Raw genomic sequence first — 14353 nt, 5'->3', positions numbered from 1 at the left:
GCTCTGGACCGGATAGAACCGTTACCGTCGTCACGTTTGCTCATTTGTTTGCAAATTAATGAGCAAAGCATCTCACGCTTGAGCACGATCCGGGAAGGCAGCCTTCACCGGGGGCTTACTGAGTAACGTAGCTTTGCAACTCAGCTGTCTTTCACGACTTTCCCGACATGGTTTGCAGTCCCTGCGTTCGGGATCCAGACAAGAACAAACGAAGAAAAAGAAGTAATGGATCAGGCGATGCTGAGCGTCGTCTGCGCGGTCGAGGCAGGCGCGACGACGATGAAGGGCGTGATCGACGCCACCGGACTATCCCGTCTCAAGATCGAACGTGCGTTGAGTGCGCTGGAGAGGCAGAAGCTCCTGATCCGCGACGGCCAGGGTTTTCGGCCGACTGGCCTGCCGAACACGGCGCCGCTGACCCGGCAATGCGGATCCTGCAACGCCTGCTGTGATGTCCTCGAGGTGGCCGCCGTCGACAAGCCGGTGAACCAGCTGTGCAGGCATTGGCAGACCGGCACCGGGTGTACCACCTACGATCGCCGTCCGCAGATGTGCCGCTCATTCGTCTGCGCCTGGCTGCAGGGCCATCTCGACGACGAGTGGTTTCCCGCGACATCGGGCATCATCGTGCATTTCAGCCAGGACGCGGTCAACGTCACGGTCGATGACGATTGTCCCGATCGCTGGCGCGAGGAGCCCTATTTCAGCAAGCTCGCCGAATGGTCGCTGAACGGGATCAGGCGGATCGGAAACCGCGGCTACGCGACCCTCGTGGTCTCCGGTGCCGACCGCTTCCTGCTGCTCGGGCGCACCATCGTTGCCGATCCGACGCTGTTCGGAACGGCGTTCCTGCCGCTCACCGCCGACACATTCCGGTTCTGGCGGGCGACATCGCAGGAGCACTTGCGGCGGCTGCACGAGCGCATCGCCGAGATCGAGCGGATCAGGCAGGAATTCGGCTCCTGCGCAATCCCCGAGAACGAGGACGACGATCCGCAAGCGCCCTACCGGCCCGCGCTTCTACGGCAATCGAACCACGCCTGAACTCCGCCGTGGGCAACGGCATGATTCGCGCAGTAGCGCTCGACGCGCCGCGGCCGGATTGATAAGCCCCTGTCCGCGAATGATGGGACTTGAGTCGGGACATGACGGTTGCAATCGAGATGGGGCAGACCACGGCGGGCGCCGCGGCGGCCATGGACCTCGAGGAACTGCTGGCGACCCGCCTCCTGGTGCAGGGCAATTCGGGCTCCGGCAAGTCGCATCTGTTGCGGCGGCTGCTCGAACAGAGCGCGCCCTGGGTGCAGCAGGCCATCATCGACCCCGAAGGCGATTTCGTCACGCTGGCCGAGCGTTTCGGCCACCTCGTGATCGAGGCCGAAGATCATACCGAGCGCGGCCTTCAGGTCGCCGGCGAGCGTGCGCGGCTGCATCGCGTCTCGACCGTGCTCAATCTCGAAGGGCTGGACGCCGAGAACCAGATGCGCCGTGCCGCGGCCTTCCTCGGCGGTCTCTTCGATGTCGGCCGCGACCATTGGTACCCGATGCTGGTGGTGGTCGACGAGGCGCAGCTGTTTGCGCCGGCGGTTGCGGGCGAAGTCTCCGACGAAGCACGCAAACTCTCTCTCGGCGCGATGACCAATCTGATGTGCCGCGGCCGCAAGCGCGGCCTCGCCGGCATCATCGCGACCCAGCGCCTGGCAAAGCTAGCCAAGAACGTCGCAGCCGAAGCCTCCAACTTCCTGATGGGCCGGACCTTCCTCGACATCGACATGGCGCGCGCCGCCGACCTGCTCGGCATGGAGCGCCGGCAGGCGGAGACGTTTCGCGATCTCGAGCGCGGGCAGTTCATGGCGCTCGGCCCGGCGCTGTCGCGCCGTCCGCTGCGTCTGCACATCGGCGCGACCGACACCCAGCCGCGCAATTCCACACCGCGGCTGATGCCGCTGCCGGAAGCCGCACTTGAAAATGCGCGCGCCGTGATCCTGGCCGCGCCGCCGCCCGATGCCAGCCGCCCGCAGCGAAGGCCGGCACCGGATCTGCTCGAACAGCTCCGCGCGGCAAAGGCGGCTGCGCCGGAGATCCGGCCTGAGGTGATAGAGGTAACGGTCAGCGCCGAAGAGCTCGCAACGCGGCGCGAGCGCGTGGACCGCACCTTGCGCGCCGTGCTTGCCGCGCCTGATGCCGGCTTCCGCGCCATCGGCGTGCTCTATCAGGAATTCGTGGTCCGCTGCCGGATCGAAGGCCTCGGCACGGCGGTGCCTGATCTCAACGAATTCCGCCGCATGCTGACGCACGCGCGGGCCGGGCTCGGCGCAGAGCTCGCCGAGGACGACGCCTGGCAGGAGGTGTCGCTCCGCGCCTCGATCCTGCCTGACGACATGCAGGGCGTGTTCATGATGATCGCCCGTGCGGCGAAAGAAGGCTGGCCATGTCCCGGCGATGCCGCGATTGCCCGCGCCTACGGCTCGCATTCGCTGCGCCGGGCGCAGCGCCTGCTCGGCTATATGGAGGAGCAGGGCCTGATCGTCTGCCAGCTCGACGGTGCCGGCCGGAGATTCGTGACGTTGGTGGAGCTGGCCTGGGCGACCGCGCCGGGTGATCCCCATGCCGACGATCTGCCGGCGGAGCAAATTCAGAGCGCGGCTTCGGCTTAAACTTCATTGCTGCCCGGGACAAGCCCGGCCATGACGATGTGGCTCGTGTCAGAACGCTCCAACCATGGTCAGGCGGAACGTCAGCGGCTCGACCGGGTGCAGCACGTAATCCATCACGCCGTTCTGGCAAACCGCGGTCGGCGCGGTACCTGACGTGCAGAGATTGGTGAGCGTGTCGGTCTTGAGCAGCGAGCCGTAAGCATAAGTGATCTGGTTCGCTCTCGTGTTGAAGAGATTGAGCGCGTCGAGCTGAACGCGCCAGCCATTGTCGATGCGATAACCGAGGCGTCCGTTCAAGATGCTGGTTGCGGACGACCGGAACGCATTGTCTTCCGTCAGTGGACTCGGCGCCAGATAGCGCCAGCGCAAGCTGCCGAACCAGCCGGTCTTCTCGCCGAGCGTGAGGCCGACTGATGCCACCATCGCCGGTGCGTTCGGAATGTAGTTGCCGGGCGCGTTGCCGATCTGCGCCTCCGGATAGCCCGCCAGCGAGGCGTAGACCTCCGCCTGATCGCTGTCATAGCCACGAAAGCGCGCATGCGTCATCGCGAGATCGGCGTCGATGTCGATCCAGGCTTTTGGGCGATAGTGGTTGGTCCACTCGAAGCCGTAGCGGCGGCTGGCGCGTGTCGCCGAGGAATCGCCGGCATCGCCGGAGAACAGGATCTCGGAATCCTGATCGAGGATGAAGACGCTGAGCGAGGTATCGAGGCCGCGAACGATCCTGCTGCGGACGCCGACCTCCGCGCCCTTCGTGCGCACCAGCAGCGGCGACCGCGTAAGCCTAGTGCCGGGATCGCCGGGGTCCTCCGTCGTCGTCGCGCCGCGCGCGTCGTTCGAGTGCATGCCGTAGCCGGCGCCGAGGAAGAATTCGGTCTGGTTGAAGGGCCCGAGCACCATCCTGAATTTCGGGCTGCCGAGCGTCGCATCGGCGCGGCCGGAGTTGTTCGAGTTGAGCAGCGAGGTGACGTCAGCGGCGTAATAATCGCCGCGTACGCCAATTGTGGTCCTGAGCCAATCCGTCCAGCGCACGGTGTTCTCGGCATAGAGGCCGACACTGCCCTCGCCGACCTTGTCATTGCGGACGTTGGAGACGAAGCCGCGCCGAAACGTGCTGGCCAGCGCCAGATCGATCGCGTCATAGCGCGATTGCAGACCGATGGCCGTCTGCATCGGCAGGCCTGCGAACGAGCCGTTCAGCGTGCGCGAGATGTTGGCGCCGGTCATCAGGCGGTCGTCGTGCTGGTGGAACTGATCGCCGAGTCTGGGATCGCCGAGGAAATAGGTGAAATTATTGAAGAGATCGAGCTGGCTCTTCACGACATAGGCGTTGGCCTTCCACGACCCGAGATCGTCACTCTGCGCGAAGCGGCCTGAGAGCGCGAAGCGGTTGGTGTTGCCGCCGTCGGTTGGATCCTCCGAGCCGAAGCGGTCGAGCAGGCCGCTCATAATCGCGCGCTGCGGCACCTGATCGGTCGAATTCCATCTGTTGGCATAGGCCATGCCGGTGACGGACACGCCATCCGTCGCGGTCCCCTGGCTGTAGCGCACGAGACCGTTGAGCTTGCGGACATTGTCCGGATTGTCCCATGGGCCGTTATACGTGCCGAGTTCGCCGGCGAGGAGCAGCGAACCGTCACCAAGCTTCGCAGAGTCCATGCCGAGCAAACGCCGATAGCCGAAACTGCCGGCGGTCACCTGCGCGAGGCCTTTTTCGGTCCGGTCGATCAGGCCGATACGCACGCTGCCGACGGAAGCGAAATCACCTTCGTCGACGAAGTACGGTCCCTTGCGCACGTCCATCGCGCTGATGGTTTCCGGGATCAGCCAGTTCAGGTCTGCATAGCCCTGGCCATGCGCGTGGGTGCGCATGTTGACGGGGACGCCGTCGACATAGATCGCGAGATCAGTGCCGTGATCGAGGTTATAGCCGCGCAGAAAATACTGATTGGCTTTGCCCTCGCCGGAATGCTGGGTCACGATCAGGCCCGGCACGGCTTCGAGCGCCTCGCCCGGCCGCGTGAAAGGGCGCGCGTTGATCTCCTCGCCGGAGACGGTGATCTCGCTTGCCATGCTCGGCGGGCCCTTTGCGCCGGAGGCGACGCTGCGGTCGTCGGCCGCTTGCGTTGTGGCCGGATCAACAACGATGCGGCCGTTGGGCTGGATGGGTTTGCTGGCGCGTCGCGATGCGGGCGGCTGCTTGCGACGCGGCGTCTCGCGACCGGAGATCTGAATCGGCGGCAATTCACGCGAGGTGCTATTGCTTTGCGCCAAGGCGCTGCCGTCATCCGCCAGCAGCACCATGGCCGAGAATGCCGTCAGCGCGCCACCGCGACGGCCAGGCTCAGGCCGCCTCGCTCGCATCGGCACATTCCAGCACTTTTGGCGCAGCAGCGCGATCGTCCGCAAACATGCGGCGATAGAGCACGACCGAGACGAGCCAGGCGATAGCGAACAGCGCGATCACGGCGAAGCCGACATTGGCGAGCGACTCGTTGAGGGCATCGACCAGCGTCCACATGCCCCCGGACAGACCGAGCCGGTCGGCGATCAAGCCGAGCGCCTCGATGCCGCCGATCAACAGCGCCACCGCGACGGAGGCGCCAGTGATCGTGAGGTTGTACCAGAGCTTGCGCAGGGGATCGACAAAGGCCCAGCGATAGGCGCTCACCATCAGCGCCGAGTCGGCGGTGTCGACCAGCGCCATGCCGGCTGCGAACAGCGCGGGAAAGACCAGGACATCGGCGAGCGAAGCGCCACGCGCGGCTTCGCTCGCCGAGATGCTGAGCAGGCCGATCTCGGTTGCGGTGTCGAAGCCGAGGCCGAACAGGAAGCCAAGCGGAAACATGTGCCAGGGTTTTGTCACGAGGCGAAACATCGGGCCGAGCAGCCGCGCCAGCAAGCCGCGATTGGCGAGAAGCGCGTCGAGGCCTGCTGCTTCGTGAACGCCCTGCTCGCGCGCGATGCGAAACGTCCGCCACAGGCCGGCGAAGATGGCGAGATTGATGGCTGCGATCACGAGCAGGAACAGCGCCGACACCGACGTGCCGATCAAGCCACCGATCTCCTTGAGCAGGCTGTCGCCGCCAAGGTTCACCACGCCCAGCGCCAGCAGCATGGTCGCGACCACGACGACGGTGGAATGGCCGAGTGCGAAGTAGAGGCCGACACTTCGCGGCATATCGCCTGCCTGCATCAGCCTGCGCACGACATTGTCGATGGCGGCGACGTGGTCGGCGTCGACGGCGTGGCGGAGGCCAAACACCCAAGCCAGCAGCGCGGTCGCCATCACCGTCGGCCGGTCGCCGAACGCCGCGAAGGCCCAGGCCCATGCGGCGATGTTGGCGAGGGTGAGCGCGCCGAACAGCAGCACCATTCCGGGCTCGACCGCCCGCAAAGACCATCGCGTCAAGACAATCATTCCGTCCGTTGCACGCCCCATCGCGGCAACAGTATGATCTTTCCAGAAAATGATCATATCGACCAGTGCAATTCCGGCGGGCCGGGGCGAGTCTTGCGCAGAGCTAGGCGGCCTCGGAGCCGCCGAGATAGGCGTCGCGCACACGAGGATCGTCCTTCAGCGCCTGCGCCGGACCGGAGAGCACGATCGTGCCGGTCTGGAGCACATAGGCCTCGTGCGCGATCTCGAGCGCGAGGCTCGCATTCTGCTCGACCATGAACACCGACACACCTTCCTGGTTGATGGTGCGGATCAGCTCCAGCACACGGTCGACATAGAGCGGCGACAATCCCATGGTCGGCTCGTCCATCACGATCATTCGCGGCCGACTCATCAACGCGCGCGCCATTGCCACCATCTGCTGCTCGCCGCCGGAGAGGGAGCCCGCGCGCTGCGACAGCCGCTGGCCAAGTTTCGGGAACAGCGTGAGCATGCGGTCGAGATCCTGCGCCACCACATCGCGGTCGTTGCGCACGAAGGCGCCCATCAAAATGTTCTCGCGCACGCTCATGTCCGCAAACAGCCGCCGCGCCTCCGGGACAGAGGCGATACCCCGGCGGACGATCTGCGGCGTCGTCAATCCGAGCAACGAGGCGCCATCGAAGGTCACATCACCTGAGCGCGGTCTCACGAGGCCCAGAATGATCTTCATTGTCGTCGACTTGCCGCTGGCATTGCCGCCGAGCAGGCAGACGATATGGCCGCGCCCGACCGTGATCGACAGGTCGAAATGAACCTGGGCCTGGCCGTAGAACGTATTGACGTTCGACAGCGCCAGCAGCGGTTCGGGTGCACTGTCCGTCATGCCGCGCTCTCCTGCTCCGCCGTCCGCGACAGGCCGTGACCGAGATACGCCTCGATCACCTTGGGATCGGTGCGCACCGCCTCGCCCGGCCCTTCCGCGATCTTCTTGCCCTCGTCCATGACGATGACGCGGTCGGACAGGCGCATCACCATCTCCAGCTTGTGCTCGATCAGGAGGATGGTGAGCCCTTCGGCTTTCAGTTCGGCGACGAGCCCCTGCATCTCAGCGGTCTCAGTCGGATTCATGCCGGCGGTGGGCTCGTCGAGCAGCAGCAGGCGCGGCTTCAGCGCGAGCGCGCGTGCGATCTCGACGCGGCGGCGGTTGGCATAGGAGAGGCTGTAGGCCGGCTGGTCGATCCGCGGCAGCAGCCGCTCACCGAAGCGGGCGAGAATGGCTTTGGCCTCCTCGCGCAGCTGCTCTTCTTCGGCTTTGACGCTGGCCGGACGCAACAGCGCCAGTCCCAACTCCAGGAGCGGACCGATCACCGGCACCGCCGGCTTCACCGCGCGCAGCCGGGTGTGGGCGCCGATCAGGACGTTGTCCATCACGCTGAGATTGCCGAAGACGCGGCCGAGCTGGAACGTGCGCGCGATGCCTCCAGCAGCGAGCCGTTCGGGCGAGAGACCCGTGATGTCCTGCCCTTCGAAACCGACATTGCCGGCATCGGGCCGATCAAGCCCGGTCACGAGATTGAACAGCGTCGTCTTGCCGGCACCGTTCGGGCCGATGATGCTGATGAGCTTGCCTTTGGCAAGGTCGAGATCGATGGCATCGACGGCGGTGAGGCCGCCGAAGCGGCGCGTCAGTCCGCGCAGGGACAGCATCGGCGTATGGTGATGCGCCATCAGATCGTCCCCAGCAGGCCCTGCGGCCTGAACCGCACGAGAAGCAGCAGCACGATGCCGTAGATCAGGATGCGGTACTCCGCGGCGATCCGGAAGACTTCAGGCAGTCCGACCAGCGCCACCGATCCGAGAATCGCGCCGACGACGTTACCGAGGCCGCCGAGGATGACGACCGTGAGCGCCAGGATCGATTGCTGCGTGTTGAAGGTCTCGTGGTTGATATAGGAATAGAGGTGCGCCGCGATGCCGCCGCTGACGCCGGCGGCGAACCCGCCGAAAATGAAGGCCAGCGATTTGTAGCGGTTCAGGCTGAGGCCATAGGCGCGCGCGGCGATGTCGTCGTCGCGAATGGCGCGGAAGCTGCGGCCGAGATGCGAGCCGAGCAGGCGGCCCTGGAGCAACGCCAGCACGACCATCGCGCTGAAGCTGAACCAGTAGATCGACGTCGCGCTGATCAGGTCATAGCCGAACAGCGACAGCGGCGGGATGCCGGAAATGCCGATCGGCCCACGGGTAACGCTTTCCCAGTTCAGGATCACCAGCGATACGATCTCGCCGATGGCGAGCGTCGCGATCGACACGTAATGCCCGCGCAGGCGGAACGACGGCGAGATCAGCGCGGTGCCGAGCGCGGCGCTCATCAGGCCACCGCCGATGATCGCGAGGCCGACGGGGACGGAGAAATTCAGCGACAGCAGCGCGGACGTGTAGGCGCCGATCGCGAGCAGCGCAGCATGTCCGAGCGAGACCTGCCCGATCGTGCCCGCAACCAATGTCAGACTCAGCGCGAGCATGCCCAGCAGCCAGGCGTTGATCAGGGTCTGGAGCACGTAGAAGGACACCGGAAAGAACGGCAGGATCGCGAACACGCCGGCCGCAACCAGCAGCGCCCAACGCGGAATGCGTACCGGGCGGCTCGGCGCAATAAAAGTGCCGGTGAGCGGCTCGGGCGGCGCCTGACGCGCGCTGGCGAACAGGCCGTTCGGGCGGAGAACGAGAACGACGACCAGCAGCAGGAACGCGAACAGATTGCGGTAGCTGGTGCCGAATACGGCAACGCCGTAGCTCTCGACCAGCCCGAGCAGCAGGCTGCCGACCACCGCACCCGGCACGTTGCCGGCGCCGCCGACCACCTCCGCAACGACGCCCTTCAGCGTCGCCTGAAGGCTCATCGCGGTGTCGATCTGGTTGTAGTACATGCCGACCAGCATGCCGGAGACGCCGCCGAGCGCGGCCGCGATGCCGAACACGGCCTGATTGACGCGGTTGACGTCGACGCCCATCTGCATCGCGGCGTCGCGGTCCTGCGCGGTGGCACGTATTGCCCAGCCGAGCTTGCTGTAGCGCAGGAACACGAACAGCAGCAGCGCGCTTGTGATGCCGACGCCGGCAATGAGCAAATCAAGCGGGCCGATCGTGCCGCCACCGACCTGGAAGCGGACATCCGGCAATTGGCTCGGCAGCGCGCGCGGGTTCGGCGAGAAGGTCAGCATCACCAGCTGATCGAGCACGAAGCTGATGCCGATGGTCGCGAGCAGCGGCGCAATCCGCACCGAGTTCTGCAGCGGACGGAGGCCGAACCGTTCGATGATCAATCCGACCAGCGCCGCGGCCACTGCCACCACGATGATCGTGAGCGGCAGCGGCGTGTGCAGCTGCACCACCGCGACCCAGCCGATATAGGCGCCGACGAGATAGATCGAGCCCTGGGCGAAGTTGATCAGCCGGCTGACGCCGAAGATCAGCGCGAGCCCGACCGCCACGAGGGCGTAGACATTGCCGACGATCAGCCCGTTGATCGTGTAGTCGAGCCAGGAAGACACGCGGGTGATTCCCGAGTTGAGAGGAAAGCAACCGGAGCGTCCGCTCCGGCCATCACGTCAGGTCGGCTTGCCGTCCCAGAGCGCGAACTGGCCCTTGCGCACGACCAGCTCTGCGTTCATGGCGCCCTTGACGCGGCGGCTCGCGGCGTCGAACGTCGCGGCACCGAAGATGACGCTCGGCACGTCGCGCACCTTGGTGAAGGCCTCGCGGATGGCACGGCGGTCCGTGCCGCCGATCTTGACGACGGCGGCCGCCATGTTCATCGCGTCGTAGGCATAGGCATTGAAAGCGTCGGGCTCCTGCCCGTTGTATTTCTTCTTGAAACCGGCGATGAATTTCTGCACCTCGGGACGCGGGTCTTCCGGGAAGTAGCGTGTGCCGACATGGACGTCCTCGACCGCATCGCCGCCGAGCTCCAGGAACTTCGGCGAGTACACCGAGCTTGCCGCACAGATCACCTGCTTCAGCCCGACTTGTCGCGCCTGACGCGCGATCAGCGCGCCGTCGGAATAATAGGAGATCAGGATCAGCCCGTCGGGACTAGCGTCGCGGACGCGCACCAAGGTGGAGCGGAAGTCGCGCTCCTCCGCGATATAGCCCTCGGTGACCGCGATCTCCGCGCCGTATTCCTTCGCCGCATTGACGAAATAGTCGCGGCTGGTGCGGCCCCAATCGGTGTTGAGATGCAGCACCGCGAGCTTCTTCAGACCGAGGCGCTTTACGGCATATGACGCCAGCAGCGGCTGTTCGTCGGCCTGGCTGACCGACGTGCTCCACATGAAGTCGCCGCCCTTGGTGAAATCAGGATGCGAATTGGTGAAACCGAATTGCACCAGGCCTGCGCGCTGATAGATCGGCGAGGCGGCCATCGAGGCCGGGCTGGAGAAGTCGCCGAGCTCCATGACGATGCGGGGATCGGAGACGAATTTCTGGGCGATCGCCACCGACTGGCGCGGGTCGCTCTGGCTGTCCTCGAAATTGTAGGCGAGCTTGCGGCCATTGATGCCACCGGCTGCAAGAATCTCGTCGAGCGCGAGATCAAAGCCCTGCTTCCACTGCGTGCCATATTGCGCGTTCGGCCCGGTCAGGGGACCGCTGACACCGAGCAGGATCGGTTCGGACGGTTGCGCGAAGGCTCCGCGCGGGAAGGCTGCTCCCGCCATCATGGTGGCGAGCGAGCACTTGACCAGGGTACGACGATCGATGTTGCTCATGCACGGCTCCATCCAGTGTTAAAACAAGTGGCAATTCTTGTGCCAGTGAGACTGCCTATTTCGAGGGCTCACCGAGCGATAGCATCAGCCGGTTTGCCCAGTTGAAGAACGACGCGCCGTTGATGACATCGACGATCTCGCCATCGTCAAGACCCGCGCGGCGCAGCTCCTCGATATTGTCTTGGCCGAACGCAATCGGCGCCGCAGCCAGGGCGACCGACGCCCTGACGATCGCGTTCCAGCGTTCACCGAGATCGGCGCCGATGCCCTCGTCGAGCAGACGCTGCACGTCGTCACGGCGTTTGGAATAGGTGCTGGCAAAACGCGCATGCACGGAGGCGCAATAGATGCAGCCGTTGTAGCGCGAGGTCGCTGCCGCCGCGAGCTCGCGCTCGGCGCGCGGCAGGCCATCGGCGACGTTGTAGAAGATGTCCTTGTCGGTCCTGGTGCGGGCTTCCAGCACCTCGGGATCACGCACGAGAAGACGGAAATATTCGGACTTGGCACGGGCGCGATCGACCAGGCCCGCGAAATGCCGCTCGGTCAGTTCAGCCTCGGGCAGCGGATCGATCCACGACACCCAGCCGAGCTCGTCCTGGGTGAAGACGACGGGCGGATTGACTTTGTTTGCAGCGTTCATGATGCAGCCTCCTTACGCGCCAGCTGCGGCTTTTACGGTGCGCCCGAGCGAGGCAGCGAGCACGCGCAGTCCGGCGACGACGCGCACCTGGAACGACAGGAAAGCGACGAGCTGAGAGAAAGTGACGATGCCGGTGTTCGACCAGCCGACCGCGAGCAGCGCCTTCATGTCGGCGGCCGCCGCATCGCGCGGCCGGAACACCAGCAGATGCGCATGCTCAAACGCCGCAACGAGCCGAGGTCCGAGGTCGGGCTTGCGCTCTGCGCTCACGCGATAGATCAAACCGGCCTTGTTCTCGACCGACAGCGGGCCGGTCGGAAAGGCGCCGTACGGGCCTGAGGTTTCGCCCCGCGCGATTTCGGCCTCGATCGCTTCAACCAGGCGCGCGCCATCGGCAGTTGCCGCGAGCTTCGCCCGGTAGAAGGCGGCCGCGGCGGGCTCGCGGTGAAGGCCGATCACGAAAAGCGCAACTGCGGCGCGCTCCACAAGCGAAACATCTCCGGCCTCGATCGGCTCGAACAGCGAGAGATAGCTCTTCTGCGCGTTCTCGCGCGCCTGCGGGCGGCGTGTGCGAATGGCATCCAGCGCCGAGCCGGGTTCGATCCCGGCGAGCGTGTCGATGATATCTTTCGTAGCCATCATTCAACCTCGTGCGACACGATCAAATTCATTCCGATCAGCCCGCCAGAGCCACATCAGCCGCCGTCCGGGTCCAGCCCAGCGCCGGCGCGACCTTGGCTGCGACAAGCTCGATCGAGCGCAGGATATGGGGATGCGGCGCATCGACCGAATGGGCCTGGAAGACGAGATCGGTCACCCGCTCCAGCGTGGCATCAGTGCGGAGCGAAGCGATGACGTCGTCGGCCGCACCGACATGCGTGTCGAACGCCGTGATCATCTCCTCCAGCGTCTCGCCCGGCCTGGCGTGGCCGCCCTTGAGAAACTGCGGGAGCGCACGCCGCAGCCCGATATCGGCCAGGCGCAACGCCTCGGCTCGATCGTCGGCGACGAAGACGCTGCGCGAGGCCATGATGCGCGGCTCGCATCCTGGCGGCAGCGCTTCGAGATAGGCATCGATGACCGGATTCTGAATCTCGGCGAGCGTGGCCTTCGGCGCCTCCTTGGTGCGGGGCTGGGTCCGCGACAGCAAGAGGCCGTCGCCCGCTCTGCCGGCACGGGCGCCACCCGCGACCGAGAATGTCGCCTGCCAGATCCGGTTGTCCAATTGGGGCCGCTGCGGGTACAGCGTATCGCCGCCGGTGAGCGGCTTCCCCATCAGCGCCGTGCGAACGACGTCCAGGTTGCGGGCGAAAATCTCATTGCGCTGGGCGCTGTCGAGGCCGAAGGCAGCAAAGGCCGAGGGATTCCCGCCGGTGCCGACGCCGAGTTCGAAGCGGCCGTTGCACAGAAGATCGAGCACCGCGGCGTCTTCGGCCACCCTCACAGCATTCTCCAGCGGCAGCGTGACGATGCCGGTGCCGAGGCGGATGCGCGAGGTCTGCGCCGCGACGTAGCCGAGGAAGGTGAAGGGCGACGGCAGGCCACCCTCGCGCTCGTGGAAATGATGCTGCGCGATCCACGCGGAATCGAGGCCCGCCTTTTCCGCGCGCACGATCTGCTCGGCGGCGAAGCGGTATCGCTCGGCGGGCAAGGCTTCATCGAGCAGCCGCGTGAAGAACCCAAGTCGTTTCAGGTTTGCAAAACGTTTCATACGACCCCTGTCGGGCGAGGATGGGCCCCGATGATGTCGGTTGCCGCAGCTCCAGACAAGCGGGCATTGCGCAAGGCTGCCCGCCGGGATCGCCCCTGCCCTGGATTGTGCTGGACTTTCGCTGGGCAGACTGCCTACCAGCTCGGCAGCACCGCGCCCTTGAACTTGGTCAGGACGAACTCCTTGACCTCCGCCGCGTGGTAGCTGTCCACGAGGATCTTGACCCAGGGCTTGTCCTTGTCCGCCGTGCGAATGGCGATCAGGTTGACGTAGGGGCCTTTCGGGTCCTCGCGCAGGATCGGGTCCTTGACGGGATCGAGTCCCGCCTGGGTTGCATAATTGGTGTTGATCGCGGCGGCGTCGACATCGTCGAGCGCGCGCGGCGCCTGCGCCGCATCGACCTCGATGAATTTCAGCTTCTTGGAATTTTCGGTGATATCAAGCACCGTCGGCTTGAAGCCTGTGCCGTCCTTCAGCTTGATCACGCCCTTGTCGCGCAGCAGCAGCAGCACGCGGCCGCCATTGGTCGGATCGTTCGGGATCGAGACCTTGCCGCCCTCGGGGATGTCGGCGAAGGCCTTGTGCTTCTTCGAATAGACGCCGATCGGAAAATTCACGGTCAGCCCGACGGCCTCGATCTTGTAGCCGCGATCGGTCTTCTGGTTGTCGAGATAGGGCTGGTTCTGGAACGAATTGGCCTGAATCTCGCCCGCGTCCAGCGCGGCATTCGGCACGACATAATCGGAGAACTCGATGAGCTGGATATCGAGGCCGTTCTTCGCTGCGATCGGCTTCACCGCTTCGAGGATCTGTGCATGCGGTCCCGGCGTCACGCCGATCTTGATGGTCTCGGCTGTCGCTGCGGCCGACCAGGCGGCGAGCACGGTCGAGAGGATCAGGGGGAGGCGAAACGACATCTTGGTCTCCGTAGGTCTGCGGCAATGACTGGAACCGTATTCGCTTCTCCGCCGGGCGAAATCAATGAAATGGAAATCCATATTTGTCGGCGGACGCGGACAACGCTTCTCCGTTCGACCTGATGTGGGGAACGAATGCGCCTGCACAAGCGGGCCACGCTGGCCGACCTGACGCCGGATTGCCCTGCGCTCCATCCGGGCTTCTACACGGCTCTCCCCGCACAGTTCATTGCGAGCGCGGCGCAGCAATCCAATCCCACATCGTCATTTCGTCGCAGGG

12 protein-coding genes are annotated in these 14353 nt (G+C 65.2%); 2 read left to right on the top strand and 10 right to left on the bottom strand.

Annotation, left to right across the window (positions count from 1 at the left end):
• The first annotated feature begins 225 nt into the window (after positions 1–225).
• Together IVA80_RS00475 and IVA80_RS00470 are read left to right on the top strand one after the other, a co-directional pair.
• Complete coding sequence (locus IVA80_RS00475; protein WP_247424346.1) at positions 226–1044, top strand: YkgJ family cysteine cluster protein; 819 nt, start codon at positions 226–228, stop codon at positions 1042–1044.
• A gap of 101 nt (positions 1045–1145) precedes the next feature.
• Positions 1146–2657, top strand: coding sequence for an ATP-binding protein (locus tag IVA80_RS00470; protein ID WP_247424345.1), 1512 nt, complete (start codon positions 1146–1148; stop codon positions 2655–2657).
• 48 nt (positions 2658–2705) lie between these two features.
• Here IVA80_RS00470 and IVA80_RS00465 read toward each other — a convergent pair whose 3' ends face one another.
• From IVA80_RS00465 to IVA80_RS00420, 10 genes are all read right to left on the bottom strand, one after another.
• Positions 2706–5021, bottom strand: coding sequence for a TonB-dependent receptor (locus IVA80_RS00465; RefSeq protein WP_247424342.1), 2316 nt, complete (start codon positions 5019–5021; stop codon positions 2706–2708).
• The gene (locus IVA80_RS00460; RefSeq protein ID WP_247424348.1) at positions 5002–6033 is read right to left on the bottom strand and encodes a HoxN/HupN/NixA family nickel/cobalt transporter; all 1032 of its coding nucleotides are present in this window, start codon (positions 6031–6033) and stop codon (positions 5002–5004) included. Before IVA80_RS00460 ends, IVA80_RS00465 begins: the two co-directional genes overlap by 20 nt.
• 148 nt (positions 6034–6181) lie before the next feature.
• A complete protein-coding gene (locus IVA80_RS00455) occupies positions 6182–6922 on the bottom strand; it encodes an ABC transporter ATP-binding protein (protein WP_247424339.1) in 741 nt (246 codons plus the stop codon).
• The gene (locus IVA80_RS00450; RefSeq protein WP_247424336.1) at positions 6919–7767 is read right to left on the bottom strand and encodes an ABC transporter ATP-binding protein; all 849 of its coding nucleotides are present in this window, start codon (positions 7765–7767) and stop codon (positions 6919–6921) included. Before IVA80_RS00450 ends, IVA80_RS00455 begins: the two co-directional genes overlap by 4 nt.
• Complete coding sequence (locus IVA80_RS00445; protein ID WP_247424334.1) at positions 7767–9590, bottom strand: ABC transporter permease; 1824 nt, start codon at positions 9588–9590, stop codon at positions 7767–7769. The genes IVA80_RS00450 and IVA80_RS00445 overlap by 1 nt, the downstream gene beginning before the upstream one ends.
• A 57-nt stretch (positions 9591–9647) precedes the next feature.
• Entirely contained in the window at positions 9648–10805 is a 1158-nt protein-coding gene (locus IVA80_RS00440) for an ABC transporter substrate-binding protein (RefSeq protein ID WP_247424331.1), read from the bottom strand.
• A gap of 55 nt (positions 10806–10860) precedes the next feature.
• The gene (locus tag IVA80_RS00435; RefSeq protein ID WP_247424328.1) at positions 10861–11445 is read right to left on the bottom strand and encodes an alkylhydroperoxidase domain protein; all 585 of its coding nucleotides are present in this window, start codon (positions 11443–11445) and stop codon (positions 10861–10863) included.
• A gap of 12 nt (positions 11446–11457) precedes the next feature.
• Positions 11458–12084, bottom strand: coding sequence for a CMD domain protein (locus tag IVA80_RS00430; protein ID WP_247424325.1), 627 nt, complete (start codon positions 12082–12084; stop codon positions 11458–11460).
• A 37-nt stretch (positions 12085–12121) separates the two neighbouring features.
• Positions 12122–13156 carry a putative FMN-dependent luciferase-like monooxygenase gene (locus IVA80_RS00425; RefSeq protein WP_247424323.1) on the bottom strand — a complete coding sequence of 345 codons (1035 nt, stop codon included), beginning with the start codon at positions 13154–13156 and terminating at the stop codon, positions 12122–12124.
• Between the two features lie 134 nt (positions 13157–13290).
• Positions 13291–14073 (bottom strand): MetQ/NlpA family ABC transporter substrate-binding protein, encoded by a 783-nt coding sequence (locus tag IVA80_RS00420; protein WP_247424320.1) that lies wholly within the window; start codon positions 14071–14073, stop codon positions 13291–13293.
• Between the last annotated feature and the right edge of the window lie 280 nt (positions 14074–14353).

Source organism: Bradyrhizobium sp. 139 (assembly GCF_023074175.1).
Lineage (GTDB): Bacteria > Pseudomonadota > Alphaproteobacteria > Rhizobiales > Xanthobacteraceae > Bradyrhizobium.
This window is presented reverse-complemented; position numbering and strand designations above follow the sequence as displayed.

Coding starts and splice junctions, on each gene's coding strand:
- IVA80_RS00475 (WP_247424346.1), top strand. CDS start 226: ATGGATCAGGCGATGCTGAGCGTCGTCTGCGCGGTCGAGGCAGGCGCG.
- IVA80_RS00470 (WP_247424345.1), top strand. CDS start 1,146: ATGACGGTTGCAATCGAGATGGGGCAGACCACGGCGGGCGCCGCGGCG.
- IVA80_RS00465 (WP_247424342.1), bottom strand. CDS start 5,021: ATGCGAGCGAGGCGGCCTGAGCCTGGCCGTCGCGGTGGCGCGCTGACG.
- IVA80_RS00460 (WP_247424348.1), bottom strand. CDS start 6,033: ATGGTGCTGCTGTTCGGCGCGCTCACCCTCGCCAACATCGCCGCATGG.
- IVA80_RS00455 (WP_247424339.1), bottom strand. CDS start 6,922: ATGACGGACAGTGCACCCGAACCGCTGCTGGCGCTGTCGAACGTCAAT.
- IVA80_RS00450 (WP_247424336.1), bottom strand. CDS start 7,767: ATGGCGCATCACCATACGCCGATGCTGTCCCTGCGCGGACTGACGCGC.
- IVA80_RS00440 (WP_247424331.1), bottom strand. CDS start 10,805: ATGAGCAACATCGATCGTCGTACCCTGGTCAAGTGCTCGCTCGCCACC.
- IVA80_RS00435 (WP_247424328.1), bottom strand. CDS start 11,445: ATGAACGCTGCAAACAAAGTCAATCCGCCCGTCGTCTTCACCCAGGAC.
- IVA80_RS00430 (WP_247424325.1), bottom strand. CDS start 12,084: ATGGCTACGAAAGATATCATCGACACGCTCGCCGGGATCGAACCCGGC.
- IVA80_RS00425 (WP_247424323.1), bottom strand. CDS start 13,156: ATGAAACGTTTTGCAAACCTGAAACGACTTGGGTTCTTCACGCGGCTG.
- IVA80_RS00420 (WP_247424320.1), bottom strand. CDS start 14,073: ATGTCGTTTCGCCTCCCCCTGATCCTCTCGACCGTGCTCGCCGCCTGG.